General features: G+C 50.2%; 1 protein-coding gene. It reads right to left on the bottom strand.

The window, feature by feature from the left end:
- A partial coding sequence (locus tag AB3R30_RS26970) for a hypothetical protein (protein ID WP_458652283.1) occupies positions 1-507 on the bottom strand: 507 nt, incomplete at its 3' end.
- Positions 508-520: the final 13 nt, after the last annotated feature.

The raw sequence follows: 520 nt of genomic DNA, 5'->3' as shown, positions 1-520 counted from the left end.
TTCGCCAGTGACAGATGCAGTTCCGGTGACAATTGTTTGCAGGGTTTGTTCCGACTGCTGAAGTTTTTGATGGGCAATGGCACTCACTGTGATTTGCTCTTGCAGTTCCCGGTTGATCGCTTCTAACTGCTCAGGGGTTCGCAACGCCAAAAAATTGGGCAGCAGTTCCACCAGTTGCAGAGCGGTGTAGCAGGAAACCAAAGCCGTCAGCGCATGTTCAAAGCCTGTGAGCCAGTAAGCTGGGTGCCAAAGCGTCCAGATGTCCAGCAAGTGACCCGTGCCACACAGGATGATGAAGGCGCTGAAGAGAACAAACACTTTAGAAAAGGGAATATCGCTTCGCTTGTGGACAAAGTAGATCAGGATTGCCGGAATCGAGAAATAGGCGATCGCGGTCAACAAATCACTGAGTAGGTGCAGCCAGACGAGTGGCGTTTGCCACAGGTAGCAGTGACCGTGGGGAATATACTGGGTGGGTGAGAAGAGATTTTCTAAAAATTCCCACATAACTTCTCTTTTC

Source organism: Sivoneniella epilithica UHCC 1019, from assembly GCF_040830845.1.
Lineage (GTDB): Bacteria > Cyanobacteriota > Cyanobacteriia > Leptolyngbyales > Leptolyngbyaceae > ULC077BIN1.
The sequence above is the reverse complement of the archived record's forward strand: the minus strand, read 5'-3'. Positions and strand labels throughout refer to the sequence as shown.